Here is a 25,939-nt window from a genome sequence, read left to right on the forward strand (position 1 = left end):
CGTGCGGTGACGGCGTTCCGGGGCGCGGGCCGACGGGCCGGTGCGGGGCCCGCTCAGGCGTCCGCGGCCGGGGTGTGCCGGGTGCGGTTCCGGCGGCGCAGGGCGGTGGCCGCGCACAGAGCGAGGGCGAGCAGCGCGCCGGATCCGGCGACCGCGGAGACGGCGGTCAGGGCGGTGCCGGGTGTCCGGGACGCCGCTCCGGCGAGCGCGGGGGACGCGGTGGGTTCCGCGGCCGGGCCGGGGACCCGCGGGTCCGTCGCCGCCCCGGGCGGGGCGGACCCCGGAGCGGTACCGGCCGCTCCCGGTCCGTAGCCGCCCGCCTTGCCGGACTTCGCGTATCCGGAGCCGGGCAGCTTGTCGGCGTACGCCTCCCGCACCCGGGCCCGGTAGGCGTCGAGCGTGGTGCCCTTCGCGCCCACGGCCACCGTCGCGTCCTCGTCCAGCGGGAGGACCCGGGAGGCGTCGTGGACGTACCAGGCGTCGGTCTGCGGCTCGCGGAACACGGTGCCGCCGGGGAGGATGCGGGCGCCCCGCGCGGTGTAGCGGGCCTCGTCGTCCCCGGTGGCGATGTTCACCACCCGCCACGGTGAGCCCTCGCCGGCTCCCGGGACCGTCCAGAGCGACGCCTTCCGGCCGTCGGAGGAGACAGCGGTGCTGGCGAGGAAGTCCAGGGTGCTGGGAGCGGCTCCCGGCTTCCCGGCGACGAAGGCGGCGGACAGCGAGCGTACGGGGACGGCCTTCCCGGTGATCCGGGGTGCCGCGTCCGCCCGGCTCACCGCGCCTTCCCGGGCGAAGAACCGGGACAGGGTCTCCAGGGTCGCGGGCTCGGCGGCCGCCTCGTGGGCCGCGTCCAGGGTGGCGGCGCTCAGCCGGGGCGCGGCGGCGGGCCCCTCGTCGGCGGTGGCCGGGGACGCGAGGGTGAACAGGGCGGCGGTGGCGGTGAGAGCGGTGGCGGCGGCGAGCCGCCGGGTGGTCGCGGTCATGGTCCTCACGCCCCGATCCGGTAGAGCGAGTGGGTCCAGGAGAACTCGTTGTTGTTCACGTACCAGGCGTGCGAGGCCCAGTTGTAGCGGTTGCTGGAGGGCCAGGGATCGCCCCAGTAGACCCAGCTGCCGGCGTCGTCGTAGCCGTAGATGACGTGCATGTGGCCACCGCCGGACGACCACTGGATACGGGTCTCGACGGGGCGCCGGGCCGTTATCTCGGCCTGCACGGTCGGGTAGCGCAGCCAGCCGGTGACGTAACTGCCGGGACTGACCCCGGCCCAGGAGAGGCCGGTCTGGACGTTGCCGAGGGTGGCCTGCGAGTTGGGGCACTCGGTGTTCTGGGCGCGGTTGAAGGAGGCGTTGCAGAACTGGTTCTGGGAGTAGGAGCGGCCGAACCAGGCGGCGATGGTGTTGCCTCCGGCCGCCCAGCACCAGTTGCTCTTCTGCTGCGCCTGCATCGTGATGTCCAGCCGCTGCGCCGCGGCGACGCCGACAGCGGTCTCGGCCGTCCCGGCGGAGCGGTCCGGGACCGTCGTGGCGGTCGCTGTGGCGGTGGCCGCGGGGACGGCGAGCAGGGCGGCGGCCAGGAGGGCGGTGAACGAGAACCGTCCGGCCCGGCCGTTTCCTGCGGGGCCTGCGAGGCCTGCGAGGCCTGCGAGGCCTGCGGGGCCTGCGGGGCCTGCGGGCCTTCCGTACCGTCCTGTGCTGACTCTTCGGTTGCGCATCGCGTTCCTCCCAAGGCGGGGGTGGGGATCGGAGGAGCGCGTCCGGACGCTGACGATGAGCATCCGGCGTTGTCCGGAGCAGGTCAACACGCTTCAATGCGAGGTGACATCGCGGTGTGAACGGCACGCCGTCCCTGTGAACGGCTCCGCCCCGGTCACCTGCTCCCCCGCACCCGGCGGGGGACGGTGTCGCCACTGCCCACGTGAACGTTCACCCGGAGGCCGGCCGTGCGGCAGACCGAGACCGAACTGGCCCAGGTGCTGCGGACCGGCCCGTTCCACCTGGCGTTGCGCACCGCCCTGGCGGTGCGCGGGCTGCCGCTCCAGCGGGTGCGGCACCATCTGGCGCATCGGGGGGTCAAGCTCGGGGTGACCAGCCTCAGTTACTGGCAGCAGGGCGTGCGCCGCCCCCGGCGCGCCGAGTCGCTGCGGGCCGTGGCCGCGCTGGAGGAGGTTCTCTCCCTCCCGGAGGGCTCGCTGCTGCAACTGCTGCGGGACGAGGACGTCCCGGCGGACACGGACCGCCCGGCGGGCCGCTCCTACCGTTCGCTGCTGGAGGCGTCGGGCTCGGTGGAGCGGCTTCTCGCGTCGATGGAGTCACCGGTGGACGGGGGGCTGCACACCGTGGGGCACCAGGAGCGGGTCCGGATCGGGGCGCGCCGGGAGCTGGCGGGCCGCACCTCCCGGCACGTGGTGCGCGCCCACCGGGACGGCGTCGACCGCTATCTCGCGGTGCACCGGGGCGACCCGGGCTGCGACCCTTCGCGGATCACGGTGCTGGCGCTGGAGAACTGCCGGACGGGCCGGGTCCGCTGGGACCGGGAGGCGGGGGTGCTGGTGGCCGAGCTGCTCTTCGACACCCGGCTGCGTTCCGGCGAGACGTACGTCTTCGGCTACGGCTTCGAGGACGGTACGGGCGGGGCCAGCGGCGAGTACGTGCGCGGCTTCACCTTCGGGGGCGGCCAGTACGTCCTCCAGGTCGGCTTCGACGAGGCCGCGCTCCCGGTGCGGTGCCGCCGGTTCGCCCAGGCCTCGGCGGGTGCGGCGCGCGGGGCCCGCGACGACCTCACGCTGACCGGCCGGCACCGGACCGTGCACCTGGTCGAGGAGGGCGTGGGGCCGGGGCTGATCGGGATCGACTGGGACTGGGAGTGATCCGTGGCTGGGCACCGGGCCGACGAGGGCCGCGGGGCGTCGGGTACGGCTTCGCGAGGCCGTGCGGGGTCCGGCCGCCGTGCCGCTGTCAGGCTTCGGGGCCCGCGACGAGCTTTCCGCCCTCGGCGGTGACCGGGACGGCGGGCAGCGGCACCGTGGCCGGGCCCCGGACGACCTCGCCGGTGGTGGTGTCGAAGCGGCTGCCGTGGCAGGCGCAGTGCCCCTCGGTGCCTTCGACCTTGGTCAGGACGCAGCCGCCGTGGGTGCACTGGGCGCTGAACGCCTTGTACTCGCCCTTGGCCGGGCAGCTGACGACGAGCCGCTGTTCGCGGTAGAGCCTGGCCCCGCCGACGGGGACGTCGGCGGCCGATCCGAGGTCGACGGGCGCGGTCGGGGTGGGGTTCTTGGCGTGGCCCAGCTTGGACTCGGTGGAGCAGGCGGCCGCTCCCAGCCCGGCGGCACCGGCGAGCGCGGCGCCCTTCAGCACGGTTCGGCGGGCGGCGGGCAGGCCGGGCATGCGGACTCCACGGGTGTCGTTCCAGACGGGTCGCGGTGGATCACCGGTCGCCGGGGTCGGGGTCGCCGGACGCGCACGAGGCGGCGACGGCGGCCGCGTGCACCGGTGACAGAACCGACGATACCGACCGGGAACGCAAGCCCGGCGACCGGGCCGGGCGACGGGCCCGCACCGCGTCTCGCATCGCCCTCGCCGGGGCTGGAACCGAGACCGGGGCCACGCGCCGAGGCCGGGCCACGCGCCGAGGCCGGGGCCGTACGCCGACGGCGGCGGCCCCCGTCGTCCTGCGGGGCCGCCGCCGTCCGTGCCGGTGTGCTCGGGACTCAGGCCTTGCGGGCCCGGGTCGTCTTCTTCGCGGCGGCGGCCTTGGTGCCGGTGGCCTTCGCCTGGGCCGACGTCGCCTTCCTGGGAGCGGCGGCCGTCTTCTTCGCCGCCGCCTTCTTCGTGGGGGCGGCCTTGCGGGCGGCCGTCCTGCGGGAGGTCCCGCCGCCCGAGGGCACCGCGGCCTCGCTGATCCGGTCCGGGTCCAGGATGGACTGGAGGAACTTCCCGGTGTGGCTCCCGGGGACCGAGGCGACCTGCTCGGGGGTGCCCTCGGCGACGACCAGGCCACCGCCGTTGCCACCCTCGGGACCCATGTCGACGACCCAGTCGGCGGTCTTGATGACGTCGAGGTTGTGCTCGATGACGATGACCGAGTTGCCCTTGTCGACCAGGCCGGAGAGGACCGTGATCAGCTTGCTGATGTCCTCGAAGTGCAGACCGGTGGTCGGCTCGTCCAGGACGTAGACCGTGCGGCCGGTGGAGCGCTTCTGGAGCTCGCTCGCCAGCTTGACGCGCTGCGCCTCGCCCCCGGAGAGGGTCGGCGCGGACTGCCCGAGCCGGACGTAGCCGAGGCCGACGTCGTTGAGCGTACGCAGGTGGCGGGCGATGGCCGGGACGGCCTCGAAGAACTCCAGACCCTCCTCGATCGGCATGTCCAGCACCTCGGCGATGGACTTGCCCTTGTAGTGGACCTCCAGGGTCTCCCGGTTGTAGCGCGCACCGTGGCAGACCTCGCACGGGACGTACACGTCGGGCAGGAAGTTCATCTCGATCTTGATGGTGCCGTCGCCGGAGCAGTTCTCGCAGCGCCCGCCCTTGACGTTGAAGGAGAAGCGGCCCGGCAGATAGCCGCGCACCTTCGCCTCCATCGTCTCGGCGAACAGCTTGCGGACGTGGTCGAAGACCCCGGTGTACGTCGCCGGGTTGGACCGGGGGGTCCGGCCGATCGGCGACTGGTCGACGTGGACCACCTTGTCGACCAGGTCGTCGCCGTCGACCCGGGTGTGACGGCCGGGGACCGACTTGGCGCCGTTCAGCTCGCGGGCCAGGTGGGTGTAGAGGATGTCGTTGACCAGGGTCGACTTCCCGGACCCGGAGACGCCGGTGACGGCGGTGAGGACGCCGAGCGGGAAGGAGACGTCGATGTCCTGGAGGTTGTTCTCCCGGGCGCCGTGGACCGTGAGGTTCCGGGCCGGGTCGACCGGGCGGCGGGTGTCCGGGGTCGGGATGGACCGCTTCCCGGAGAGGTACTGCCCGGTGATCGACGCCTTGTTCCCCAGGAGCTCCTTGAGCGAGCCGGAGTGGACGACCTTGCCGCCGTGCTCACCGGCTCCGGGGCCGATGTCGACGACCCAGTCGGCAACCTTGATGGTGTCCTCGTCGTGCTCGACGACGATGAGCGTGTTGCCCATGTCGCGCAGCCGGACCAGGGTCTCGATCAGGCGGTGGTTGTCGCGCTGGTGGAGCCCGATGGACGGCTCGTCCAGGACGTACAGCACGCCGACCAGGCCGGAGCCGATCTGGGTGGCGAGCCGGATGCGCTGGGCCTCGCCGCCGGAGAGGGTGCCCGCCGCGCGGTTCAGCGAGAGGTAGTCCAGGCCGACGTCGACGAGGAACCTCAGCCGCTCGTTGACCTCCTTGAGGACCCGCTCGGCGATCTTCTTGTCGCGGGCGTTCAGCCTGAGGCGCCCGAGGAACTCGGCGCATTCGCTGATCGACATCGCGGAGACCTCGGCGATGGACCTCTCCATCACCGTCACCGCCAGCACGATCGGCTTGAGGCGGGTGCCTTCACAGGTCGGGCAGGGCACCTCACGCATGTACCCCTCGAAGCGCTCCCGGCTGGAGTCGCTCTCGGCCTCGGTGTGGCGCCGCTTGACGAACTGGACCGCACCCTCGAAGGCGGGGGTGGTGTAGGCGCGCTCGCGTCCGTAACGGTTGCGGTAGCGGACCTCGGTCTGGATCTTGTGGCCGTGGAGCAGGGCCTTCTTGGCCCGCTGCGGCAGCCCGGCCCAGGGGATGTCCGTACGGAAGCCGAGGGCCTTGGAGAGCGCGCCGATCAGCCGGCCGAAATACTCCTTGGTGTGGCCGTGGGACCAGGGGTGGATCGCGCCCTCGTCGAGCGACTTCTCCTCGTCCGGGACGATCAGCTCGGGGTCGACCTCCATACGCGTCCCGATGCCGGTGCAGTCGGGGCAGGCGCCGAAGGGCGAGTTGAAGGAGAAGGAGCGCGGCTCCAGCTCCTCGAAGGAGAGGTCGTCGTAGGGGCAGTAGAGGTGCTCGGAGTACATCCGCTCACGCTCGGGGTCGTCCTCGGGGAGGTCTACGAAGTCGAGCACGACCATGCCGCCGGAGAGGCCGAGCGCGGTCTCGACCGAGTCGGTCAGCCGGCGCTTGGCGCTGTCCTTGACGGTGAGCCGGTCGATGACCACCTCGATCGTGTGCTTCTCCTGCTTCTTGAGCGTGGGCGGCTCGGCGAGCTGGATGGTGGTGCCGTCGACGCGGGCGCGGCTGTACCCCTTGGTCTGGAGGTCGGCGAAGAGGTCGACGAACTCCCCCTTGCGCTCGCGCACCAGCGGCGAGAGCACCTGGAAGCGGCTGCCCTCGGGCAGTCCGAGGACCTTGTCGACGATGGCCTGCGGCGACTGCCGGGAGATGGGGCGGTGGCACTCGGGGCAGTGCGGCTTGCCGATCCGGGCGAAGAGCAGCCGGAGGTAGTCGTAGACCTCGGTGATGGTGCCGACCGTCGAGCGCGGGTTGCGCGAGGTCGATTTCTGGTCGATCGAGACGGCCGGGGAGAGCCCCTCGATGAAGTCGACATCGGGCTTGTCCATCTGACCGAGGAACTGCCGGGCGTAGGAGGAGAGCGACTCGACGTAGCGGCGCTGCCCCTCGGCGAAGATCGTGTCGAACGCGAGGGACGACTTGCCCGACCCGGAGAGCCCGGTGAAGACGATGAGGGAGTCACGGGGCAGATCGAGCGAGACGTTCTTCAGGTTGTGCTCGCGCGCGCCACGGACGATGAGACGGTCGGCCACGCCGGTCCGCACCTTTCTAGAGAGAAGCGGGGGAACTGAGCCCCCGTCCAAGGGTATGGGGGCGCCACAGTGGTGGAGGAGGCTTTTCGACTCCGAGCGTATAGCACGCACATTCGATTTACGGTCGCTCTTCCTCTCCTTCACCCGAATGAGTGGCGGAGCCAGGGGTGTCGGTCCGGTGTCGCACGTCGCCGGGCGTAGGGAGTGGACACGGAGCGTCGGCGACCGACGACAGCGCCGCGAAGTGCGGTACCAGACTCCCGCGAACCCGGCATGACCAGCGACACACCCCCTAGGCTCGGCCGCATGATGGATCATGCGCACGACCTGGGAGCTGTACGCGAAGCGACCGCACGGCTGCTCGACGCGGCCGTCACACTGGACAACGCCGCCGTCACCGAGCCGTCACGGTTGCCTGGATGGAGCCGGGGCCATGTCCTGACCCACCTCTCACGTAACGCCGACGCGCTCGGAAATGTTCTCCGCGGACTCCCGATGTACGCGAGCAGCGAAATGCGGGACGCCGACATCGCCGCGGGCGCCCGGCGCCCTCTGGCCGAGCAGCTGGCCGATGTCCGGGAGAGCGCGGACCGCCTCTTCGCGGTCGCCGCGGAACCGGCCGACTGGACCCGTACCGTCGTCCTGCGCAACGGCGTGACGGACTCCGCGGCCCGGATTCCCTTCCGCCGCTGGATCGAGGTGGCCGTCCACCACGTCGACCTCGGCATCGGCCACGAGCTGGAGGACCTGCCCGGGGAGTTCGTGGAGCGGGAGATCGCCTTCCTCACCGAGCGTTTCAGCGGCCATCCCGATGTGGCCGCCACGGCGCTGACCGACGAGGACGGCCGCACCTGGAGCACCGGCGGCGGCCCGCGAAGCGCCCTGGTGACCGTGCAGGGGCCGGCGGCCGAGCTGATGGGCTGGCTGGCGGGGCGGCGCGACGGCTCGGCTCTGACGGTGGCCGGAGGGGCGCTGCCCGCCCTGCCGCCGCTGTAGGCCCCCGCTATAGGCTGAGCCGTATGACGTACAGCGGAGCGGTGAAGGTCGGCGGACCTGCGAGCGTGCACGAACTGACGGACCTGATGATCTCCAAGGCAGCCGTCGGCGCGATGAACAACAACGCCTATCTGCTGCGCTGCCGGGCCACCGGCGAGCAGCTGCTGATCGACGCGGCGGCCGAGCCGGAGACGCTGCTCGCCCTGATCGGTGACGACGGCATCACCTCCGTCGTCACCACCCACCAGCACGGCGACCACTGGCAGGCGCTGGCCCAGGTGGTCGGGGCCACCGGCGCCCGGACGTACGCGGGCCGCTACGACGCCGAGGGCATCCCGGTGCCGACCGACGTCCTGGTCGAGGACGGCGACACGATCACCGTGGGCCGGGTGGAGCTGACCGCCCGGCATCTGACCGGCCACACCCCGGGCTCCATCGCCCTGGTCTACGACGACCCGCACGGCGCCCCGCACCTGTTCACCGGGGACTGCCTCTTCCCCGGCGGGATCGGGAACACGCAGCAGGACCCGGAGGCGTTCGCGAGCCTGCTGCACGACGTCGAGACGAAGCTGTTCGACCGGCTGCCCGACGAGACGTGGGTCTACCCGGGCCACGGGAACGACACCACGCTCGGTGAGGAGCGGCCCCAGCTGCCCGAGTGGCGCGCCCGCGGCTGGTAGCCCGCCCCCCGGGACACACCGGCCCCGGAAGCACGGCGGGCGCGGGACCCGGTGCGGCGGCGCGGGACCCCGGAAGCACACAGCGGCCGGGACGGAACGGCTCTCGCCGTGTCCGTCCCGGCCGCTGCCGGTTGTCTCCCTGGTGCCGCTCCGGGCCACTCCGGGCCGACGGCCCGGCACCCGAGCCGGAGTCAGCTGCCGACGCGCTCGCTCTCCTCGTCGGAGGAGCCGACGGCCCCGGTCCCGCCGGCCTGACCGGCCTTCTCCGCCTCGGCCGCCGCCTGCTTCTTGCTGGCGATGAGACTGGTGATCGTGGTGATCACCAGCACGCCGCAGATGACGGAGAGCGAGAACGGGATGGAGATCGACGGCACGTGCACCCCGGACTCGTGAAGGGCGTGCAGCACCAGCTTGACGCCGATGAAGCCGAGGATCACCGACAGGCCGTAGCTGAGGTGGACCAGCTTCTTCAGCAGACCGCCGATGAGGAAGTACAGCTGGCGCAGGCCCATCAGCGCGAACGCGTTGGCCGTGAAGACGATGTACGGGTCCTGGGTCAGGCCGAAGATCGCCGGGATGGAGTCCAGCGCGAAGAGCACGTCGGTGGTGCCGATGGCGAGCATGACCACCATCAACGGGGTCATGATGCGCTTGCCGTTACGCTGGATGAAGAGCTTCGTGCCGTGGTACTGGTCGGAGACGCCGAAGCGCTGCTCGATCGACTTGAGCAGACGGTTCTCCTCGAACTCCTCTTCCTCCTCGCCCGCACGCGCCTCCTGGATGAGCTTCCAGGCGGTGTAGATCAGGAACGCGCCGAAGATGTAGAAGACCCACGAGAAGTTCGCGATCACGGCGGCACCGGCGGCGATGAAGATCGCCCGGAGCACCAGCGCGATGAGCACACCGATGAGCAGGACGCGCTGCTGGAGGTGGGAGGGCACCGAGAACTTCGCCATGATCAGGACGAAGACGAAGAGGTTGTCGACGCTCAGCGACTTCTCGGTGATGAATCCGGCGAAGAACTCGCCGGACGCCTGGCTGTTGCCAGACACCAGCAGGCCGATGCCGAAGACGACGGCCAGCGCGATCCAGACGATCGTCCAGATCCCGGCTTCCTTGGTCGACACGTCATGGGGCTTGCGCCCGATGAAGAAGTCGACGGCGATCAGGGCTGAGAGACCAAAGATGGTCAGGGCCCAGACGGTCCATGAAACGTCCACTGCGCCTCCGGCAGTTCGCTACGGCTACTGATTCAGCGTCGTCGCTGCCGGAGGTCTCTTCCACCCTCGCCCGCACCGCGCGGACATGGGCCGACGCCCCGGGACCGGCCTGCGGTCCGTATTGACGGGACGTCGCGTAAGGAGTACTCCCCTCCGTGATCCGAACAGTACAGGCATGCCCAAGGGTAGGTAAAGAAAAGCGTAAAGAAGTCGTAAAAACCGCAGGCGGGAGCTGTGTTCCGTCAACGACCGGCGGCTCGGCGGGCGGCCGCGACCGCCGCCAGCACCTGTCCGAGGATCCGGCTGCCCGGCGGCACGGTCAGGGGCTCGTACGTCCAGGTGTGACCGACCCAGGGGTCGGCGAGGTGGCTGTCGGCGACGGGGGTGATGCGCAGCAGCGAACGCCACAACGGGTCGAGCACCGGCCCGTACCCGGCGGCGTCCTCCCGGTCCGCGACCATCAGGAGGTGCACCCCGACCGAGGGCCCTTCGTCGGCGAGGTAGCGGAGCTGGTTGACGGCCCGGTCGTCGAAGCCGTGCGGGAAGTCGTTGACGACGAGGAGCTGTTCCGCGGTGTCCAGGTCGGGCGGGAGCGAGTCGGCGGCTCCGGCCCGGACCGCCATCTGCACCAGGTCCACGCGCCGGGTCAGGTGCGCGAGGACCGAGGCCACTCCCCCGGCTCCGGCGGCGGGCGGCCCGGCGAGGACACCCGCTTCCACCAGCGGCGCCAGCGGACCGGCCGCGGCGCCCGCGGCGTCGATGACGTGGACCGCGAACTCGCCGGGCGGATACACCGCGAGCAGCCGGGCCGCGTGGGTCACCGCGGTCTCCATCGCCAGGCGGCGCAGCTGGGTGGAGTCCAGCTCGGCGGCAGCCTCGGACGCCGTCCGGCCGCTGTCCACCCACATGCCGCGCTCCAGCGGCAGCCGGACGAGCAGCGGGATGCGCAGGCCGGTGCGCTCGGGCAGGTGGAGGTCGCCGACGCGCAGGGCCATCGGTATCTCCATGGGGATGCGATGGGCGTGCCAGACGGGGTTGTCCCACCCGGCGTAGGCGGCGGGGAGCGCGGGCTCGACGACGGCAGCCTCGGCCGCCAGTTGGCCCAGGTCCCGGTCCAGGGCCTCCTTGGCCCGGCCGGTCAGCTCGTCGCGCTTGGCACGGGCCTCCGCACGGGCCCGGTCGCCCGCGCCGCCCATCCGGTCGCGCGGGTCGGACAGGGCCCGGTCGAGCTCCTGGCTCATCCGGGACTCGGCGAAGTCCACGGCGCTGCGGTAGGCGGCCACCGCACGGGCCAGGTCCTCGAACATGCCCCAGATCTGGTTGTAGAGACGCTCGTCCATCGACCAGCCCGAGGCGTCCCCGGCGACCGGCCGGGGGGCCTGTCCCGGCGGGGCCTCCGGTGCGGTTGGCGGCGGCGACGGGGGCGCGGCGTGCCCGCGTCGCGGGTGCGCGTAGTCGATGGGCCCGCCCGCGCGGCCACCGGCGTGGCCGTCGGCGGGCCCGCCGACGGGGTGCGACCCGGGAGCGGGCGGCTCGGCGCTCCCGGCAGCGGGCGGCGGCGGGGCGGCGGGACCGGTCGCCGCCCCGGGGGGCTGGACGGCCGGGGACGCCTGGGCCTGCCGGGCAGCCGTGGCCGTGTCGGCTGCCGGGGACGTCCGGGGTGGGGCCGGGCGGTGGCCGGTGGGGCCGTCGGGGCGTATGCGGTCGCCGCTCCGGGGCCGGGGCGGCGGCGGGGCCACGGAGCGGGCCAGGCCCCGGGTGACGGCCTCCTGGATGGACCCGGCCAGGGTGGCGGCGTCGGCCAGGCCCTGGTCGGCCAGCATCTCGGCGAGCCCGGCGGCGTACCCCTGGCCTACGGCGCGGACCTTCCAGGCTCCCTGGCGGCGGTAGAGCTCCAGGGCGCTGACCGCGGACTCCACGTCGAGCCCGGTCAGCGTGAAGGTGGCGATCTCCTCGCCGTCCAGGCCGGTGACGGCGACGAACGGGGAGGGCACCGCGCCGAACTTCTCCGGGCCGCCGACCCCCACGGGCAGCGCCAGCAGCACCGTGAGCCGGTGCACCTCGGCGGGCAGGGCCTCCAGGTCGACGGCGAGCCGGTGGTCGGCCGCCGCCTGCTGGGAGACCTCTACCCCGGGGAGCTGGGGCGAGCCGGGGTGGGCGATCCACTCCGCGCCGCGCACCGTGCCCCGTTCGTCGCCGAGGGTGGCCCCGGCCACGACGGGCGTCCCGGCCGAGACCCGGATCTCCAGACGGGTCCGGGGCAAGGGGTGGTTCTGTCCCCGGACCAGTTCGGCCGTCATGTGCGCTGTCCCCCTGGACGATGGACCGCGCCCACCCGGGCGCGGTGCCGTGTTCGTGCGATGCGGTGCTGTGTTCGTACGGTGCCGTGCCGTGCCGTGTTCGTGCGGCGCCGGTCGAGCTGTGCTGGTCGCGCGGCGCGGTACGGCACTCGCTCGTGCCGAACGCTGTCGTGCCCGGGTGCCGGACCGGCCCGTCCCCGGGCCGGTCCGGGCCTACAGGTGCGGCAGGATGGACGGCATCAGGTCCTGGAAGGTGCGGCCGTTGGCCGGGTTGCCGAGGGCGGTCATCTGCCATCCGCCGCCCACGCGGTGCACCTTCGCCATGATCTGGGCGGTGTACTGGCCGCCGCCGTCCAGGGTGTACCGGGCCAGCTCCTGGCCGTTGGTCTCGTCGACGATCCGGCAGAAGGCGTGCCGGACCTCCTGGAAGGTCTGCCCGGTGAAGGAGTTCACCGTGAAGACGATCTGGTCGATGTGGACGGGCACCCGCTGGAGGTCGACGAGGATCGCCTCGTCGTCCCCGCCGGAGCCCGCGCCGCCGACGAGGTTGTCGCCGGTGTGCTTGACCGAGCCGTCGTCGCTGACGAGGTGGCGGAAGAACACGACGTCGACCGGCTGCTTGTCGGCGAAGAGCACCGCCGAGGCGTCCAGGTCGATCTCCCGGGTGCGCGAGCCGAACAGCCCGCGGCGCGGAGCCGCCTGCCAGCCGAGCCCCATCCGTACCGCGGTCAGGGTCCCCCCGTCGCTCTTCTCCAGGCTGATGGCCTGACCCTTGGTCATGTTGACCGTCACGCGCTGTCCCCTCTCGGCGTTGCCCCGCAACCGTCCGTCGTGCGGTTTCCCCGCACCCTACGCATTCCACCCGGCGCGGCAGCAGGCTCCGTCCGGTTTCGTGTCGGTCTTGCAACACACCGGCGCGGTGGCACCGGCGTGACGGAAATCAGGCCAGGCCCGCCTCCTTCATCTGGCGCAGCTCCTTCTTCAGCTCGCCGACCTCGTCCCGCAGCCGGGCGGCGACCTCGAACTGGAGGTCGGCGGCGGCGGCGCGCATCCGCTCGGTCATCTCCTCGATGATCCCGGCCAGTTCGGTCGCGGGCCGGTCGCCGGTGACCGCACCGGGCCGGGCCGCCTTGCCCTTCGCCCCGCCCTTGGCCGCCTTGCCGCCGAGGGCGGGCACGGGGGCCTTGGCCTCCTTGCCCTGCCGGTATCCGGTGCCGAGGAGCTGTTCGGTGTCGACCTCCTCGCGGGCGATGGTGGCGACGATGTCGTTGATCTTCTTGCGCAGCGGCTGCGGGTCGATGCCACGCTCGGTGTTGTACGCGATCTGCTTCTCCCGGCGGCGGTTCGTCTCGTCGATCGCCTGCTCCATGGCCGGGGTGATCTTGTCGGCGTACATATGGACCTGGCCGGAGACGTTTCGGGCGGCGCGGCCGATGGTCTGGATGAGCGAGGTGCCCGAGCGCAGGAAGCCCTGCTTGTCGGCGTCGAGGATGGCCACCAGGGACACCTCGGGGAGGTCGAGGCCCTCGCGCAGGAGGTTGATGCCGACCAGCACGTCGTACTCGCCGGAGCGCAGCTCGCGCAGCAGCTCGATGCGGCGCAGGGTGTCGACGTCGCTGTGGAGATAGCGGACCTGGATGCCCAGCTCCAGGAAGTAGTCGGTGAGGTCCTCCGCCATCTTCTTGGTGAGCGTGGTGACCAGGACCCGCTCGTCGCGTTCGGTGCGCTCGCGGATCTCGTGCACCAGGTCGTCGATCTGGCCCTCGGTGGGCTTGACCACGACCTCGGGGTCGACGAGGCCGGTGGGGCGGATGATCTGCTCCACGAATCCGTCGCCGCGCGAGAGCTCGTACTTGCCCGGGGTGGCGGAGAGGTAGACCGTCTGGTCGATGCGCTCCAGGAACTCCTCCCACTTCAGCGGCCGGTTGTCCATCGCGGAGGGCAGCCGGAAGCCGTGGTCGACCAGGGTCCGCTTGCGGGAGGCGTCGCCCTCGTACATCGCGCCGATCTGCGGGACGGTGACGTGGGACTCGTCCAGGACGAGCAGGAAGTCGTCGGGGAAGTAGTCGAGGAGGGTGTTGGGGGCGGTGCCCGGGGCGCGGTCGTCGAAGTGCATCGAGTAGTTCTCGACGCCGGAGCAGGTGCCGATCTGGCGCAGCATCTCGATGTCGTACGTGGTGCGCATCCGCAGCCGCTGGGCCTCCAGCATCTTGCCCTGCTTCTCCAGCTCGGCCAGCCGCTGCTCCAGCTCCCGCTCGATGCCGCCGACGGCCTTCTCCAGCCGCTCGGGTCCGGCGACGTAGTGGCTGGCGGGGAAGACGTGGACGACGGGGTCCTCGCTGATGACCTCGCCGGTCAGCGGGTGGAGCGTGGACAGGGCCTCGATCTCGTCGCCGAACATCTCGATGCGGACCGCGAGCTCCTCGTAGACCGGGAAGATCTCGATGGTGTCGCCCCGGACCCGGAAGGTGCCCCGGGTGAAGGCCAGGTCGTTGCGCGCGTACTGCATCTCGACGAAGCGGCGCAGCAGCAGGTCGCGGTCGATCTCCTCGCCGACCTTGAGCTGGACCATGCGGTCCACGTACTCCTGGGGCGTGCCGAGGCCGTAGATGCAGGAGACGGAGGCGACGACGACGACGTCACGCCGGGTGAGCAGCGAGTTCGTCGCGGAGTGGCGCAGCCGCTCGACCTCCTCGTTGATGGAGGAGTCCTTCTCGATGTAGGTGTCCGACTGGGGGACGTACGCCTCAGGCTGGTAGTAGTCGTAGTACGAGACGAAGTACTCCACGGCGTTGTTCGGGAGGAGCTCGCGGAACTCGTTGGCCAGCTGGGCGGCGAGCGTCTTGTTCGGCGCCATCACCAGGGTGGGGCGCTGGAGCTTCTCGATCATCCAGGCCGTGGTGGCCGACTTGCCCGTACCGGTCGCGCCGAGCAGGACGACGTCCTTCTCGTCCGCGCGGATACGCCGCTCCAGGTCGGCGATGGCCGTCGGCTGGTCGCCGCTGGGCTGGAAGGGACTGACGACCTCGAAAGGCGCCACCGAACGTTCGATCTTGGAAACGGGCCGCATGCAACCACCGTACGACCCCCCACTGACAACAGCCGCGAATCGGCCGTAGGCAGCCCCGGATCAGCGACGGCCGGACCCTGCGGCGGCCCGCCCCGCCCCCGGGTTCCGCTCCGCCTCGTCCGTCACCGCACCCGGGTCGAACAGGAGCACCACCGCGGCCAGCAGCAGGAAACAGCCGGGACCGATCAGCATCGGGCCGATCGACTCGGCTCCCCCGCCGGTCGGCAGGAGGTCCGGGGTCGTGGGCGGCAGATGCAGGTGCACGTCCATGGCCGCCATTCCGGTGTAGTGCATTCCGGTGACCGCGGCGGCCATCAGGGCACTGGCTCCGAGGCTGGCCAGGAAGCCGCGGAGGGACACGGCCGCCCACAGCGCGGCGGTGGCGGCGCCCACCGCGATCAGCACCGAGAGGGCCACCAGGGGCGTGTCGTACGTCAGCCGCCCGTCCAGACGCATGCCCGCCATGCCGAGATAGTGCATCGACGCCACACCGAGGCCGGTGATGGTCCCGCCCGTGATCAGCGCCATGCGAGTCGCGCCCCGGTACCCGACAATGAGGATGCCGATGCCGACCATGACGACGGCGAGCGCCAGTCCGGCGTAGGTGAGGGGCTTGTCGTAGGAGATCGGTGCCTCCTTGACGGTGAAGCCCGTCATCGCGACGAAGTGCATGCTCCAGATGCCGGAGCCGATGGACAGCGCGCCGAGAGCCAGCCAGACGGCCGTGAAGGAGCGTGCGGTGCGCAGAGATCTGATGGTGCAGCGAAGTCCGAGGGCGGCCCCCAGGCCGGCCATGAGGAACGCCACGACCGGAGTCACCAGTCCGTAGGTGAATCCGTCGACCGTTCCCTGGTCGCCGACCGATGCCGTCGCCGTGACGACCCTGTCGAGGGTTCGCTGCATGTCGACCGTTTCCAGCACGCGGATATGCCTTTCGAAAGACCCCCGGGTCGAGGGGATCCCCGAAGGGCGAATCCCGGCAGGCGGATGAAGGACGTGCATTTTATCGGCACGGCGGTCGGAGGGACGAACGCACTCCCCGGACCGCGCCCCCGGGCGGTCCGCTCCGTCGGCTGCACACGCCGCCGAGGCCCCCACCCCGTGACGGACCTTCCGTTCATGCCGCGGCCACCGCCTCCCCGCCCGGCGTTGGCAAGCCGCTGTCAGTCTCGGCCTGTCCGCACCCCGCGATGCGAGGAGTCCCCGTGTTCGTACGCTCCGTCACCGCCTCGACCACCGCCGCCGCCGTGCTCGGCGCAGGCGCTCTGCTGCTGCCGGCCGCCGACCGGACGGAGGCCGCGACGCAGCGGGCGAACCCGGTCGTCGTCGCCCACCGGGGAGCGTCGGGCTACGCACCGGAGAACACCCTCGCCGCCGTCGACGCCGCCGACGCGCTGGGCATCGACTGGGTGGAGAACGATGTCCAGCGGACCCGCGACGGCGTTCTCGTCGTCCTCCACGACACCGACCTGAAGCGCACGACGGACGTGGAGCAGGTCTTCCCGGACCGGGCGCCCTGGGCGGTGAAGGACTTCACGGCGGCGGAGCTGGCGAAGCTCGACGCGGGCAGCTGGTTCGGCGCCCAGTTCACCGGAGTCCGGGTGCCGACCCTCACGCAGTTCCTGCACCGTCTGGAGCGCAACCGCCAGAAGCTGCTCCTGGAGATCAAGAGCCCGGCGACCTACCCGGGCATCGAGCGGGACATCGTCCGCGTCCTGCGGAAGGAGGGGTGGCTGGACCGCTCCCACGTACGGAACCGGCTGGTCATCCAGAGCTTCGGCGCCGACAGCGTCAAGAAGGTGCACGCCTTGCGCCCCGACGTCACGACCGGGTTCCTCGGTAACCCGGCGGTGGCCGATCTGCCCGCCTACGCGGCGTTCACCGATCAGATCAACCCCTCGTACACGACGCTCAGCGCCGACTACGTAGCGGCCGTCCAGCGGCTGAAGGGTGCCCACGGCAAGCGGCTGCGGGTCAACACCTGGACGGTCAACGACGCGGAGAAGGCGGCGAACGCCCAAGCGCTCGGGGTCGACGGCATCATCACCAACTACCCGGACGTGGTACGCGACGCGACGAGCTGAGCCACGCCGGGGCTGGACTGGACTGGACTGGACTGAACGGAAGGCTGGCCGCGCAAGGCTGCCCCGGGGGGGCTGAGCCCTTGGACCGAGCTGCGGGCCGGGCCCCCGGGCGTTGTCAGTGGTGGGTCGTACGGTGGTCGGCATGGACAGCGAAGGCGGTGTGACGGGCGGCGGAGCCGGTTCCGCGGGCTCGGAGGCGGGCACCGGGGGCGCCGGTGGACCGACGACCGTGGAGTGGTGCGTCGAGGCGAGCCCCATCGGCCCGCTGCTGCTCGCCGCGACCTCCGCCGGTCTGGTGACCGTGGCCTTCCACGCCCGCCCCGCCGCCCGGGACGCGGCGCTCGGTCAGCTGCGGGCCCGGCTCGGCGCCGAGCCGGTCGAGGCGCCCGGCTCCGAGCGTCTGACCGAGGCGATACGCGCGCTCGCGGCGTATTTCGCGGGCGAGCGGCGGGACTGGTCGGGCCTGCGGCTGGACTGGTCGCTGACGGCCGGATTCCAGCGCGAGGTGCTGCGTGAGCTGGCCTCCTCGGTGCCGCACGGCACGGTCGTCGGATACGGGGAGCTGGCGGCCCGGGTGGGCAGGCCGGACGGCGCTCAGGCGGTGGGGGCGGCCATGGGGGCCAACCCGCTGCCGGTGGTGGTGCCGTGCCACCGGGTGGTGGAGAGCGACGGCGGTCTCGGTGGGTTCGGGGGCGGCCGGGAGACCAAGAGGCAGTTGCTGGCGCTGGAGGGGGTTCTGCCGCGACCGCTGTTCTAGCCGGGTCTCACGTGCCCGGGGGTCGCGTGCTCGGGGTTCACGTTCCCCGGGTTCGCGTGTCCGGGTCTCGCGTGCTCCCAGGGGCCCACACGTTTTGGGGGGTCGTGTGTTCTCGGCGGGGCTCGCGTGGTCCGGGAGTGTCTCGCGGTGACCGGTTCACCCGATCGGGTGTATCGCGGGGCGCGGCCGATGGCACACTGCGCCGGTGACGACGCCATCTCTCCCCCGCCCCCCGGTCACCGCTGCCGAGCTGCCCGCACTCCAGCGCCGGACGTCCGCCGTGCTCATCGTCAGCCAGATACTCGGCGGCCTCGGGGTGGCCGTAGGTATCGCGCTGGCCCCGATGCTGGCCGTCGAGGTGAGCGGGTCCGAGGCGCTGTCCGGCCTGGCGCCCACCGCGTCCGTCGCGGGCACGGCACTGCTGTCGCTGCCGCTGGCCGCGCTCATGGCGTCCCGGGGCCGACGGCCGGGGCTGGTGCTCGCCTACCTGATCGGTGCGCTGGGCGGCGGTCTGGTGGTGCTCGCCACGACGCTGTCGAGCTTCCCGCTGCTGCTGCTCGGCATGGCGGCGTTCGGTGCGGGGTCCTCGGCCAACCTCCAGGCCCGGTTCGCGGCCGCCGACCTGGTGGGGCCGGACCGGCGGGGGCGGGCGATCTCCACCGTCGTCTGGGCCTCCACGATCGGTTCGGTGCTGGGCCCCAACATCTCGGCCCCGGCGAGTCGGCTGTTCCGCGGTACGCCGGTGCCCGAGGCCGCGGGACCCTACCTCTGTTCGGCCGTCGTCTTCCTGGTCGCGGGGCTCGTCGTGGCCCTCGCCCTGCGGCCGGACCCGCTGCTCACGGCCCGCGCCCTGGCCCCGGAGGGGACGTCGGGCACCGGGAAGCGGTCCCTGCGCGCCGGGGTCGAGGCCGTCCGGGAGTCCCCGATGGCGCGGCTGGCCCTGGTGACGATCACCGTGTCCCACACCGCGATGGTCTCGATCATGGTCATGACCCCCGTCGATCTGGGGCACCACGGCGCGGACCTCCAGCTGATCGGGCTCGTCATCAGCGGTCACATCGCGGGGATGTACGCGTTCTCACCGCTGATGGGCAGGCTGGCGGACCGGTTCGGGCGGCTCACCGTGATCGGTCTGGCGGTCGGTCTGCTGAGCTGTGCCGCACTGCTCGCCGGGACGGCCGGGCCGCGGCACGGGCAGACGGCCGCGGGGCTGTTCGTGCTCGGTCTGGGCTGGTCGGCGGGCATGATCGCCGGTTCCGCGCTGCTCACCGACGCGGTGCCGCAGGCGGCGCGGGCAGCCGTGCAGGGGCTGTCCGACCTGACCATGAACGCGGCCGCGGGTATCGGTGGAGCGGTCGCGGGCGTGATCGTCGCGCAGTGGGGGTACGGCCCGCTGAACGCGGTCGGCGCCGCGCTGGTGCTGCCCGTGGCCGCGCTGGCCCTGCGCCGGAGCCTGCGCCCCGGAGCCGTCGGCGGCTGAGGGCTCCGGCGCCGTAGCCGCGAGTCGGGGGCGTGGCGATAGCCGTGGCGGTGGCCCCTGTCCCTGTCCCTGTCCCTGTCCCTGTCCCTGTCCGTCAGAGGCTGATGTGGTACGCCTTGCGGAGCGTTTCGTGGACGGTCCAGGTCGTCCGGTCGCCCTCGCGCAGGACGCAGGCGTCCCCCGGGCCGATCTCCAGCGTCGCGCCGCCCTCGACCGCGACGGTCGCCCGTCCGCTGACGACCACGAACAGCTCGTTCGCCTCGGTGTCGGTGACCACGCCGGGCGTGATCTGCCAGATCCCCCGGATCTGCGTGCCGTCGGCCGACTCCCACAGCACCTTGCCCGTGACCACGGGATCGCCCGAGACGACCTGTGCCGGATCGAGCAGCTCCGGAACGAGTTCGGCGTCCGGGATGTGCACGGCGAAGGAGGCAGGGGCCTGGTCATGTGTGGTCATGGCCGGTCACCTTAGCGACCCGATCCGGCCGACTCGCGGGCAGGACCGGCGCGGCTCCGCCCATCGTGGTTTGCCCGCGCCCCGGCCGCGACAGGGATGGGGCATGCCACAGAACCCACCGGAACAGAGCCCGACGGACACCCGGAGCGGGGGCATCCGGAACGAAGGCGCCCGGAACGCGGACACCCGGAACGCGGACAGCCGGAGCGCGGACGCGCGAAACGCGGACGCGCCTCGCGGCACGGACGCGCGGCGGGCCCCCGCCCAGCCGCGTCCAGCGGCCACGGGCTCCTACGAACCGGTGCTCTCGGTGGACGTCCGCGCCGCGCTGAGTGCCCGGCTGCCTGTCGTGGCCCTGGAGTCGACGATCATCGCGCACGGTCTGCCACGCCCCCGCAACCTCCGCGTCGCGGTGGAGCTGGAGGAGCTCGTCCGGTCCGCGGGCGCGGTCCCGGCCACCGTCGCGGTCCTGGACGGACGGGCCCATGTGGGCCTGGACGCTGATCAGTTGGAGCGGGTGGCCGCGGATCCGGCGGTACGGAAACTGGGGCACCGCGACCTCGCCCCCGCTCTCGCGGCCGGGGCGAGCGGGGCGACGACGGTCTCCGCGACGGCGTTCCTGGCCGCACGGGCGGGGATCGGCGTCTTCGCGACGGGCGGACTCGGCGGAGTGCACCGGGAGTGGGCCGCGGACCAGGACGAGTCGGCGGACCTGCGGCTGCTCGCGCGCACCGGGATCACCGTGGTCTGCGCGGGCGTGAAGTCGATCCTGGACGTCCCGGCCACCCTCCAGCGGCTGGAGACCCTGGGCGTCGGCGTCCTCGGCTACCGCACCGGTCACTTCCCCGGCTTCTACCTCAGCAGCTCCGGCCACCCCGTCGACTGGACGGCGCACAGCCCCGAGGACGTGGTGGAGGTCATGCGGGCGAAGGACGCGCTGGGCGGCCCGCGGTCCGCGCTGATCGTCGCCAACCCCGTACCGGAGAGCGAGCAGTTGGACCCCGCGCTGCACGACCGGGTGCTGGCCGAGGCGCTGGAGGCGTGCCGGGCGCAGGGCGTTTCCGGGCAGGGCGTCACCCCGTTCCTGCTGGACCAGTTGATGCGGCGGACCGGGGGCGCGTCGCTGGAGGCGAACCTCGCGGCGGTACGCGGAAACGTACGCCTCGCGGCCCGGGTCGCCGTCGCCGCGGCCGCCCGGTGAACCGTCCGGCCGACCGTCCCGCCCCGGGCGGCGGACTCCTGGTGGTGGGGGACGTGGTCACGGACGTGGTGGCGCGCCACGGGCCGGACCTCGCACGCGGTACGGACACGGCTGCCCGCATCCGTACCCTGCCGGGCGGCGCGGGGGCCAACGTCGCCTGCTGGGCGGTGCGTTCGGGCTGCGCGGACGCCCGGCTGCTCGCCAGGGCGGGGGCCGGGTCCGCAGACTGGCACCGGGAGGCGCTGGAGCGGGCGGGGGTACGGACGTTCCTGGCCGTGGACGAGGAGGCGCCGACGGCGACGGTCATCGCCCTGGTGGACCGGGCCGCCGAGCGTACGTTCCTCACCGACAGCGGGGCGGCGCTGCGGCTCACCGTCGAGGACTTCTCTCCCTCGATGCTCGACGGGGCCGGGCGGCTGCACCTCTCCGGCTACCTCCTGTTCGCCGCGACCAGCCGGGCCGCCGCCCTGCTCGCCCTGCGGACCGCCGTGGAACGGGGTGTGGCGGTGAGCGTGGACCCGGCGTCGGCCGGGTTCCTCGCCGAACTGGGCCCGGAACGCTTCCTGGAGTTCGCCGAGGGCGCGGAGCTGCTGCTGCCGAACGCGGACGAGGCCCGCCTGCTCACCGGGCTGCCCGGAGCCGAGGCTGCCGCGGCCGCGTTGAGCCGTCGCTTCCCGCGGGTCGCGGTGACGCTGGGCGGTCGGGGAGCCGTGCTGGCCGCCGAGGGCCGGGTGATCGGCCGCGTCCCCGCCCGGCCGGTCCGCGACCCGGTCGACTCGACGGGCGCGGGGGACGCGTTCACGGGCGGGTTCCTCGCCTCTCTGCTCGCCGGGGCGGACGAGGTGACGGCGGCCGCGGAGGGCTGCCGGGCCGGCGCGTTGGCGGTGACCACGGTGGGCGCCCGCCCACCCGGATGACCTCGGGGGGCCGACGCCTTCGCCGACCGATGACCACGGCGCACGGGCCCCTCGCGCAGGACCACGGCCGGGGCCCCGCCCACCCGGATGACCACAACGGGCCGACGCCATCGCCGACCGAAGACCAGGGCGCGCGGGCCCCTTGGCGGACGCGTCCGGGTGCCCCGCCCTACCGCACCCCCGACCAGGCCGGATGGGCCGGGTCGTCCGCCCGCACCACCACGTCCGCGCGCTCGGCGGGCGCCACCTCCTCCTCGTACCGGGCGAAGGCGGGCAGGGTCCAGCGCTCCGACTCCTCCGTGCGCCGCCGCAACGCCCCCGGCGACAGCCGCAGATGGACAGCGAGCGCGAACGGGAACCAGTGCCCCAGCAGCAGCGGACCGTGCACGACGGCGACTCCGCCTTCCGGCAGCGGGTGGTACGGCGTGCGCGTGGCCCGGTCGGTCACCGGGTCCCACAGGTCCGGCAGGACCCGGCCGGAGCCGCCCGCCTCCAGCGGCCCGAGCACCTCGCGCCACAGCGCCCCGGTGTCGAACCAGCTGTCGGCGTACGCGTCCGGGTCCTGCTTCCCGTACTCGAACCGCAGGCTCGCCGGGCGCAGAAAGCCCGCGGTGGGGACGGTGAGCACCGCCCGGCCGCGCAGTCTCAGCTCTTCCGCCAGCCGTTCGGCCAGGTCGCCGGTGCGGGCGGCCGGGGCTCCGTCGATGCCGAGGGTGAGCCAGGGGGAACCGTCGGCGGCGGACAGCCCGTCGGTGTGCCGGGCCAGCTCGGCGGCCAGCCGTTCCCAGGAGATCGCTTCGAGTCGCACGCCACCATCATCCCCGCCCGGCGCGTCAGGCGCCCCGCAGCTCGGCGGCGAGAGCGCCCTCCCCCGTCACCTCGATCCGCCCGTCCTTGACCGCCTCCGCGAGGGTGACCCGGCCGCTCACCAGCTCCAGGCAGAGGGCGGAGTCGAGGGTGATGCGGGCGTCGGCGTGGTCGGCGGGCCCGAAGCCGTACGGCTCGCCGCCGGATCCGGGGGCCGCCCCGCTGCCCGTTCGGACATGGAACTCGCCCTCGTCGAGGCGTACTTCGAGGATGCCGTCCTGGGTGAGTGCGGCCAGCGCGCGCAGCAGCGGCAGGGCGAACCAGTGGGCCCGCACCGCGTCGGTGGGGCGGCGTTCGGCGAGGGCGGGGGCGCCCCAGTCGGCGAGTGCGGCGAGGACGGGGAGCAGTCCGTGGCCACGCCCGGTCAGTTCGTAGACCGACGCGGAGGCGGGGGGCGGGAGCCTGCGGCGTACGGCGAGGCCGCCCTGTTCCATGTCCTTGAGGCGGGAGGCCAGCACGTCCGTGCTGACGCCGGGCAGGTCGGCGTGCAGGTCGGTGTACCGGCGCGGCCCGCCCAGCAGTTCCCGCACGATCAGCAGCGTCCACCGGTCACCGACCTGGTCGAGGGCACGGGCGGCGGCGCAGAACTGGTCGTAGCTGCGACGTCTGACGGGGCGTTGGGCGGCGGGCTGCTGACGGGGCATGTCCCGCAGTCTAGACAGGTTGTTGGACTTTCCAAGCTCAAACTTGGTAAAACCAAGTATCGCAGTTCGGCTCGGGGAGGCACCGCATGGAGTTCCGGCAGTCCAGCAAGCTCAACGAGGTCTGTTACGAGATCCGGGGCCCGGTCATCGAGCACGCCAACGCCCTGGAGGAGGCGGGCCACAGCGTGCTCCGGCTCAACACCGGCAATCCGGCGCTCTTCGGCTTCGAGGCGCCGGAGGAGATCGTCCAGGACATGATCCGGATGCTGCCGCAGGCTCACGGCTACACCGATTCGCGCGGCATCCTCTCCGCCCGGCGAGCGGTGGCCCAGCGCTACCAGGCCATGGGGCTGACCGACGTCGGCGTGGACGACGTCTTCCTCGGCAACGGGGTCTCCGAGCTGATCTCGATGGCCGTGCAGGCGCTGCTGGAGGACGGCGACGAGGTGCTGATCCCGGCGCCGGACTTCCCGCTGTGGACGGCGGTGACCACGCTCGCGGGCGGCAGGGCCGTGCACTACGTCTGCGACGAGGAGTCGGACTGGAACCCGGACCTCGCCGACATGGCCGCCAAGATCACCGACCGGACGAAGGCCGTCGTGATCATCAACCCGAACAACCCCACCGGCGCGGTCTACTCCCGCGAGATCCTCGAAGGGATCCTGGATCTGGCCCGCCGGAACGGGCTGATGGTGTTCGCCGACGAGATCTACGACCAGATCCTGTACGACGGGGCCGAGCACCACAGCGCCGCCGTCCTCGCCCCGGACCTGGTCTGCCTCACCTTCAGCGGCCTGTCGAAGACGTACCGGGTGGCCGGGTTCCGCTCCGGCTGGATGGTGGTCTCCGGTCCGCAGCAGCGCGCCCGCAACTATCTGGAGGGCCTGACCATGCTGGCCTCCATGCGGCTCTGCCCCAACGCCCCCGCGCAGTACGCCATCCAGGCCGCGCTCGGCGGGCGGCAGTCCATCCGGGAACTGGTCGCGCCGGGCGGCAGACTGCACGAGCAGCGCGACCGGGCCTGGGAGCGGTTGAACGAGATCCCCGGCGTCTCGTGCGTGAAGCCGAAGGGCGCGCTGTACGCGTTCCCGCGCATCGACCCGAAGGTCCACCCGATCGTCGACGACGAGAAGTTCGTCCTGGACCTGCTGCTCCGGGAGAAGATCCAGGTGGTGCAGGGCACCGGCTTCAGCTGGCCCCGCCCGGACCACTTCCGCATCCTGACCCTCCCGCACGCCGACGACCTCGACGCGGCGATCAGCCGTATCGGCCGCTTCCTGACCGGCTACCGCCAGTGATGTGACGGCCTGTCGGCCTGCCGCCCGGTGGGAGGACGGCCCGCGGAAACGGGAGCGGACCCGGAGGCGTAGCCGGCCTCCGGGCCCTGTGAGTGCCGCCCATCTCGCACGCCGGCACGTTTAAGGACCCGGGTCAGTCATGATGTCGTCGCGTCCTGCCTTTGGACCACCGCAGATCGGAGCTCTGCGGGCCGGACTTGAACCGGCATCTCGACGCGCGCGGGCCCGAGCCCGTTCGATCCGGCGATCGGCGGCGAATGCTGAGTCTGGAGCAAGAGTCTGAGATTGACGGCGGTCTGCCTCTGCCTGCTTGGGCTACTCCGGCCCGTGCCGGAGGGAGGAGTCGAACCTCCACGGGAACCGCGCCTTCACGACAAGCTTCAGTTTCAGCTTGCGCTCCTCGCGCACCCCGGCCACCGTCACCGGCGGCCGGGGAATCCATGGTCGGTCACCCGAAGAGGTAACCGAATACCGCATCACCCACCCGCTGGTCGGTGACCTCCGCGCCGTTGGCCTCCTCGCGGGCGAACTTCACGGCCTGCTGGAGCTTCTCGATCCGGTCCAGCAGTTCGTTGACGCGCCGCGCGGGCAGCGCCCCGGAGAACTTCACCGTCGTCCAGTACCCGATCGGGACGTCCTCGTAGTACACCTCGACCTGCGCCGGGTGCTTCTCGGTGGCCTCCGCCTTGACGTGGTTGCGGGGCACCTTCTTCGTACGGAGCGTGCGGACCGGCTCGGTCTTCCAGGAGTCGGTCGACGGGTCCTGCGCCCAGGCCTCGGCGGCGTCCAGCACGGGCAGCTTGCGGACGAAGGTGTTGAGGTCGGTGAGCTGCTTCTCCAGGAAGAGCAGGTACGACACCGGCACCTCGCTCACCAGCACCCGGCCGTCGACGGACACATCGGCCCTGGCCGAGCAGTTCGCCCAGTCCTTGGTGGCGGTCACGTCGAAGAGCCGGGTCAGCGTGGCGGCGGTGTTCCGCAGCACGTCCTCCGCCTTGACCTGGACCAGCGTCGACTCGGGCGGAAGCTGCTCGCCCTCCTCGTCCTTGGGCTGGTAGGTCCGGGAGATCCCGGCCAGCAGTCCGGCCTTCTGGAGGCCGTGATGCGCCGCCGTCAGGTCCTGGTGTGCCTTGGACTTGACGCCCTTCTCCACTGCGATGATCTGATTGAGTTTCGCCACGGACAGGAACCTAACAGCGCCAACGGGGCGCTGCCCAAGGGTT

22 protein-coding genes and 1 pseudogene are annotated in these 25,939 nt (G+C 72.4%); 9 read left to right on the plus strand and 14 right to left on the minus strand.

Going from position 1 to position 25,939, the window contains the following annotated elements; translation table 11 throughout:
- Positions 1 to 53: 53 nt before the first annotated feature.
- Both ACIRRU_RS25240 and ACIRRU_RS25245 read right to left on the minus strand, forming a co-directional pair.
- Positions 54 to 983: a hypothetical protein gene (locus ACIRRU_RS25240; protein ID WP_403684135.1), complete on the minus strand. Its 930-nt coding sequence runs from the start codon at positions 981 to 983 to the stop codon at positions 54 to 56.
- Between the two features lie 5 nt (positions 984 to 988).
- Positions 989 to 1,573, minus strand: coding sequence for a papain-like cysteine protease family protein (locus tag ACIRRU_RS25245; RefSeq protein WP_403684260.1), 585 nt, complete (start codon positions 1,571 to 1,573; stop codon positions 989 to 991).
- Between the two features lie 366 nt (positions 1,574 to 1,939).
- On the opposite strand from ACIRRU_RS25245, the gene ACIRRU_RS25250 reads away from it, so the two are divergent.
- Entirely contained in the window at positions 1,940 to 2,866 is a 927-nt protein-coding gene (locus ACIRRU_RS25250; protein WP_403684137.1) for a hypothetical protein, read from the plus strand.
- Between the two features lie 88 nt (positions 2,867 to 2,954).
- Here the strand turns inward: ACIRRU_RS25250 and ACIRRU_RS25255 are convergent, their stop codons facing one another.
- Both ACIRRU_RS25255 and uvrA read right to left on the minus strand, forming a co-directional pair.
- Positions 2,955 to 3,383, minus strand: a complete 429-nt coding sequence (locus ACIRRU_RS25255; RefSeq protein WP_403684139.1) for a Rieske (2Fe-2S) protein — start codon at positions 3,381 to 3,383, stop codon at positions 2,955 to 2,957.
- Between the two features lie 323 nt (positions 3,384 to 3,706).
- Entirely contained in the window at positions 3,707 to 6,745 is a 3,039-nt protein-coding gene (uvrA, locus tag ACIRRU_RS25260) for an excinuclease ABC subunit UvrA (RefSeq protein WP_403684141.1), read from the minus strand.
- A 306-nt stretch (positions 6,746 to 7,051) separates the two neighbouring features.
- Between uvrA and ACIRRU_RS25265 the strand changes: the two genes are divergently transcribed.
- Both ACIRRU_RS25265 and ACIRRU_RS25270 read left to right on the plus strand, forming a co-directional pair.
- Positions 7,052 to 7,741 (plus strand): maleylpyruvate isomerase family mycothiol-dependent enzyme, encoded by a 690-nt coding sequence (locus tag ACIRRU_RS25265; RefSeq protein ID WP_403684143.1) that lies wholly within the window; start codon positions 7,052 to 7,054, stop codon positions 7,739 to 7,741.
- Between the two features lie 23 nt (positions 7,742 to 7,764).
- Positions 7,765 to 8,421: an MBL fold metallo-hydrolase gene (locus ACIRRU_RS25270; protein ID WP_403684144.1), complete on the plus strand. Its 657-nt coding sequence runs from the start codon at positions 7,765 to 7,767 to the stop codon at positions 8,419 to 8,421.
- 191 nt (positions 8,422 to 8,612) lie between these two features.
- Here the strand turns inward: ACIRRU_RS25270 and ACIRRU_RS25275 are convergent, their stop codons facing one another.
- The 5 genes from ACIRRU_RS25275 to ACIRRU_RS25295 form a co-directional block, all read right to left on the minus strand.
- Positions 8,613 to 9,641, minus strand: coding sequence for a TerC family protein (locus ACIRRU_RS25275; protein ID WP_403684145.1), 1,029 nt, complete (start codon positions 9,639 to 9,641; stop codon positions 8,613 to 8,615).
- 242 nt (positions 9,642 to 9,883) lie between these two features.
- The gene (locus tag ACIRRU_RS25280) at positions 9,884 to 11,941 is read right to left on the minus strand and encodes a TerD family protein (RefSeq protein ID WP_403684147.1); all 2,058 of its coding nucleotides are present in this window, start codon (positions 11,939 to 11,941) and stop codon (positions 9,884 to 9,886) included.
- A 213-nt stretch (positions 11,942 to 12,154) separates the two neighbouring features.
- Positions 12,155 to 12,733 (minus strand): TerD family protein, encoded by a 579-nt coding sequence (locus ACIRRU_RS25285; protein ID WP_363203217.1) that lies wholly within the window; start codon positions 12,731 to 12,733, stop codon positions 12,155 to 12,157.
- Between the two features lie 148 nt (positions 12,734 to 12,881).
- Entirely contained in the window at positions 12,882 to 15,011 is a 2,130-nt protein-coding gene (gene uvrB, locus ACIRRU_RS25290; protein ID WP_403684149.1) for an excinuclease ABC subunit UvrB, read from the minus strand.
- A gap of 60 nt (positions 15,012 to 15,071) precedes the next feature.
- Positions 15,072 to 15,914: an MHYT domain-containing protein gene (locus ACIRRU_RS25295; protein WP_403684151.1), complete on the minus strand. Its 843-nt coding sequence runs from the start codon at positions 15,912 to 15,914 to the stop codon at positions 15,072 to 15,074.
- Between the two features lie 302 nt (positions 15,915 to 16,216).
- Between ACIRRU_RS25295 and ACIRRU_RS25300 the strand changes: the two genes are divergently transcribed.
- The 3 genes from ACIRRU_RS25300 to ACIRRU_RS25310 all read left to right on the plus strand — a co-directional run bounded on the left by ACIRRU_RS25300 (position 16,217) and on the right by ACIRRU_RS25310 (position 19,332).
- The gene (locus ACIRRU_RS25300; protein ID WP_403684152.1) at positions 16,217 to 17,095 is read left to right on the plus strand and encodes a glycerophosphodiester phosphodiesterase; all 879 of its coding nucleotides are present in this window, start codon (positions 16,217 to 16,219) and stop codon (positions 17,093 to 17,095) included.
- Between the two features lie 142 nt (positions 17,096 to 17,237).
- Positions 17,238 to 17,852, plus strand: a complete 615-nt coding sequence (locus tag ACIRRU_RS25305; RefSeq protein ID WP_403684154.1) for a methylated-DNA--[protein]-cysteine S-methyltransferase — start codon at positions 17,238 to 17,240, stop codon at positions 17,850 to 17,852.
- 280 nt (positions 17,853 to 18,132) lie between these two features.
- On the plus strand, positions 18,133 to 19,332 hold the full coding sequence (locus ACIRRU_RS25310; RefSeq protein WP_403684262.1) for an MFS transporter: 1,200 nt from the start codon (positions 18,133 to 18,135) through the stop codon (positions 19,330 to 19,332).
- A 94-nt stretch (positions 19,333 to 19,426) separates the two neighbouring features.
- Here ACIRRU_RS25310 and ACIRRU_RS25315 read toward each other — a convergent pair whose 3' ends face one another.
- Complete coding sequence (locus ACIRRU_RS25315) at positions 19,427 to 19,789, minus strand: cupin domain-containing protein (RefSeq protein WP_403684156.1); 363 nt, start codon at positions 19,787 to 19,789, stop codon at positions 19,427 to 19,429.
- 301 nt (positions 19,790 to 20,090) lie between these two features.
- Here ACIRRU_RS25315 and ACIRRU_RS25320 point away from each other — a divergent pair, with 301 nt between their 5' ends.
- Positions 20,091 to 20,990, plus strand: a complete 900-nt coding sequence (locus tag ACIRRU_RS25320; protein WP_403684264.1) for a pseudouridine-5'-phosphate glycosidase — start codon at positions 20,091 to 20,093, stop codon at positions 20,988 to 20,990.
- On the plus strand, positions 20,987 to 21,907 hold the full coding sequence (locus tag ACIRRU_RS25325; protein WP_403684158.1) for a carbohydrate kinase family protein: 921 nt from the start codon (positions 20,987 to 20,989) through the stop codon (positions 21,905 to 21,907). Before ACIRRU_RS25320 ends, ACIRRU_RS25325 begins: the two co-directional genes overlap by 4 nt.
- Before the next feature lie 169 nt (positions 21,908 to 22,076).
- On the opposite strand, the gene ACIRRU_RS25330 is transcribed toward ACIRRU_RS25325, so the two are convergent.
- Positions 22,077 to 22,715, minus strand: coding sequence for a uridine kinase (locus ACIRRU_RS25330; protein WP_403684160.1), 639 nt, complete (start codon positions 22,713 to 22,715; stop codon positions 22,077 to 22,079).
- A 25-nt stretch (positions 22,716 to 22,740) separates the two neighbouring features.
- Positions 22,741 to 23,418: a winged helix-turn-helix transcriptional regulator gene (locus ACIRRU_RS25335; protein WP_403684162.1), complete on the minus strand. Its 678-nt coding sequence runs from the start codon at positions 23,416 to 23,418 to the stop codon at positions 22,741 to 22,743.
- An 86-nt stretch (positions 23,419 to 23,504) separates the two neighbouring features.
- Between ACIRRU_RS25335 and ACIRRU_RS25340 the strand changes: the two genes are divergently transcribed.
- Entirely contained in the window at positions 23,505 to 24,716 is a 1,212-nt protein-coding gene (locus ACIRRU_RS25340) for a pyridoxal phosphate-dependent aminotransferase (RefSeq protein WP_403684164.1), read from the plus strand.
- Positions 24,717 to 25,044: 328 nt separating this feature from the next.
- Here ACIRRU_RS25340 and ACIRRU_RS25345 read toward each other — a convergent pair.
- Together ACIRRU_RS25345 and ACIRRU_RS25350 are read right to left on the minus strand one after the other, a co-directional pair.
- Positions 25,045 to 25,130 (minus strand): annotated as a pseudogene (locus tag ACIRRU_RS25345).
- 34 nt (positions 25,131 to 25,164) lie between these two features.
- Positions 25,165 to 25,896: a hypothetical protein gene (locus ACIRRU_RS25350; RefSeq protein ID WP_403684166.1), complete on the minus strand. Its 732-nt coding sequence runs from the start codon at positions 25,894 to 25,896 to the stop codon at positions 25,165 to 25,167.
- Positions 25,897 to 25,939 lie beyond the last annotated feature (43 nt).

It is taken from the genome of Streptomyces sp. NPDC101181 (genome assembly GCF_044767975.1).
In the GTDB taxonomy this organism is placed as follows: domain Bacteria; phylum Actinomycetota; class Actinomycetes; order Streptomycetales; family Streptomycetaceae; genus Streptomyces.